Annotated in this window: 3 protein-coding genes; 2 read left to right on the top strand and 1 reads right to left on the bottom strand. The window is 63.0% G+C overall.

The window, feature by feature from the left end:
- The coding region (locus EN949_RS34445) for an LLM class flavin-dependent oxidoreductase (protein WP_164782653.1) at window positions 1–838 on the bottom strand (838 nt) is incomplete at its 3' end.
- A 505-nt stretch (window positions 839–1,343) separates the two neighbouring features.
- Here EN949_RS34445 and EN949_RS34440 point away from each other — a divergent pair.
- The gene (locus EN949_RS34440; RefSeq protein ID WP_024503391.1) at window positions 1,344–2,141 is read left to right on the top strand and encodes an ABC transporter substrate-binding protein; all 798 of its coding nucleotides are present in this window, start codon (window positions 1,344–1,346) and stop codon (window positions 2,139–2,141) included.
- Window positions 2,142–2,292: 151 nt separating this feature from the next.
- Window positions 2,293–2,671: ABC transporter permease subunit (locus EN949_RS34435; RefSeq protein WP_127371958.1), on the top strand; the 379-nt coding region annotated here is incomplete at its 3' end.

Genomic DNA, 2,671 nt, shown 5'->3' with positions numbered 1-2,671 from the left:
GGGCATCGACGGCGTCATGGTCGGCCATATCGACGGCGTAGCGCGTGTAGTAGGCCTGCGCCTCTTCCATCGTCGGGCGGCAGACGACATGCGCCACGGTGTAGACGCCGACATCGCGGCCTGCCTTATCGGCCCGCTCGCTGATGTCGGCGACATGCTTGCCGGCATCGCTCATTTCCGAAAATGTCGTGAACAGATAATCGCACCGGGCGGCAGCGAAATCGCGGCCCGGCCCGCCGAAGGCGGCGTTCATGGTCACGGGGCGCGGAACCTGCAGACTGGCCGGCCGGCTGACAGCCTCCTTGAGGCGGTAATAAGTGCCTTCGTAATCGAGCGGCTCGGCCGACGCATAAAGCTTTTCCAGGATTTCGATCCATTCGGCCGCCTGATCGTAGCCCTTCTCGACCAAAGGCGTGCCGAACATGCCGAATTCCTTCGGGTTCCAGCCGCAGACGATGTTCAAGCCCGCGCGTCCCTGGCTGATATGGTCGACCGTCGCCAGCGCCTTGGCGGCATAGAGCGGATGCACCAGCGGCACATGCACGGTCATGAACAGGCCGATCTGCTCGGTGGCCATGGCGAGTGCCGCCGCCCAGGTGAAGGTCTCGAACGACCATTCGCGCACCTTGTTGCGGCCGCCGAAGCCGCGCCAACGCGCGATCGGCAGCATGAACTCCAGCCCGGCGCGGTCGGCGATCTGGGCTGCGGTCACATTGTCCTGCCAGCTCGCCGCCCAGCGCTCCGGCACATCGGTGATGGCAAGCCCGCCATCGGCATTGGTCGAAAAGACGCCAAGCTTCAGTCTGTTCGAGCCGTGCAAAGGGTGTGGTTTGTTCACGTCGCGACCTCCCGGCGAAGATCGCACGCTAGGCCCGCGCGGAAATATTTCAAGCCTGAAATAGCTTGGCGTCACCATCGCTCGCGGGTATCGGTTCCAGCGGGCCGCACCGTGTCCACCACGCAACGGACATCGCAGCTTTTTAAGCTTAAAACTTTCGCCTTGAAAAGCGCCGCACTTTGGATAAGCATTCCGGAGTCGATGGCGATTGCCGTGCCGGACGGGCTTGCCGGCCAGTCCATCGAGCAGACCAGTCCATCGTGCCGGCCAGTCCATCGTGGGTGCTCCGGGTGGGAGTCTCAGTTCTTGTCGTTCATACTGCCCCAGTCATCATCCAACACGCGCCATGCCTTCGATGACGTGCGCGCGGATTCGCGGTCTGCAACACACAACATCGCCAACCGTGACCGCATGGTCGCTGCCATGAATTGACGCCCTGCGTGAAGCGGGGCGGCAAAAAACCGTGCGGGAGCAACCCGCCCGATCAACAACAGAGGGAACAAAAATGAGCTTCACGCGTCGCAAATTGCTTCTTCTCGCCGCCGCCATCGGCATCGCCGCCGGCCCCGCCACCGCTTATGCCGCGGATGTGCTCAATGTCGGCGCCTACCCGACCAACCCGCCCTTCGAATTCAAGAACGAGAGCGGCACTTTCGAAGGCTTCGAGGTCGACATCGTCAACGAAGCCGCCAAGCGCATCGGCATGACCACCGACATCGCCGATCTCGGCTTCCAGGCGCTGTTTGCCGCCACCACCTCGAAGCGCATCGACGTCGCCATCTCGTCGATCACCATCACGGCGGAGCGGCTGAAGTCACAGTCGTTCACGCAGCCCTATTATGATTCCGATATGGGCATCGCCACCAAGGCCGACAGCCCGATCAAGGCCGAGGCCGACCTCAAGGGCAAGATCATCGGCGTGCTGTCCGGTTCGACCGGCGAAACCTGGGTCAAGGCGCATCAGGAAGCCGACGGCTTCAGCGACGTGAAGGGCTACGACACGCAGCAGAACCTGCTGCTCGACCTCAGCGCCGGCCGCGTCGATGCGGCAGTCAGCGACATTCCGGGCATGGAATATTCCTTCACCAAGATGAAGGACCTGGTGGTCAAGGAGCGCATCAAGACCGGTGAGCAATACGGCCTGATGATGACCAAGGACCACCCGCTGCTCGGCAAGCTGAACGATGCGCTGAGCGCGATGAAGAAGGACGGCACGCTGGCCGCGATCCACAAGAAGTGGTTCGGCAGCGACGCGCCCGCCGACTCTTCGACCATGAAGGAAATGCCGCTGCCGAAGGCCTGAGCTGAAGGCTGCGGTAACATCGTGCCGGCTTTCCAGGCCGGCACGATTCTTTCACGCCTGGCCGCCGGCTTCTGCCGCAGATCTCCTGCCCTCGGCGGGCCCATCGAGTTTAACGTGAGCATTCTTTGCTCTGGGGTTCGGGAACGCTCCCATGTCGCTGATCGACACCTTCTTCAACCCCGACGTCATTATGTCCAGCCTGCCGGCGCTGCTGCGCGGCTTCCTGAACACGCTGCTGCTCGGCATTTTGAGCATCGGCATCGGCATCCCCATCGGCCTGGGGATCAGCCTGGTGCGGCTCTATGCGCCGAAGCCGCTGCGCTGGCTCGCGGTCGGCTACACCGACATCTTCCGCGCCCTGCCGGTGCTGGTCGTGCTGATCCTGATCTACTATGCGCTGCCCTTCCTCGGCATACGCCTGTCGTCCTGGGCATCGGCGGTGACAGCCTTCGCCTTCATCATGTCGGCCTACTCGGCCGAGGGGTTCCGCTCCGGCATCGAGAGCCTTCCGCGTGGCCAGTTCGCGGCGT

Origin of the sequence: Mesorhizobium sp. M7A.F.Ca.US.007.01.2.1 (assembly GCF_003998165.1) — a bacterium.
Taxonomy (GTDB): domain Bacteria; phylum Pseudomonadota; class Alphaproteobacteria; order Rhizobiales; family Rhizobiaceae; genus Mesorhizobium; species Mesorhizobium ciceri.
The sequence above is the reverse complement of the archived record's forward strand: the minus strand, read 5'-3'. Positions and strand labels throughout refer to the sequence as shown.

Excerpts from the sequence above, each read along its gene's own strand:
- EN949_RS34440 (WP_024503391.1), top strand. The coding sequence starts at position 1,344 with ATGAGCTTCACGCGTCGCAAATTGCTTCTTCTCGCCGCCGCCATCGGC.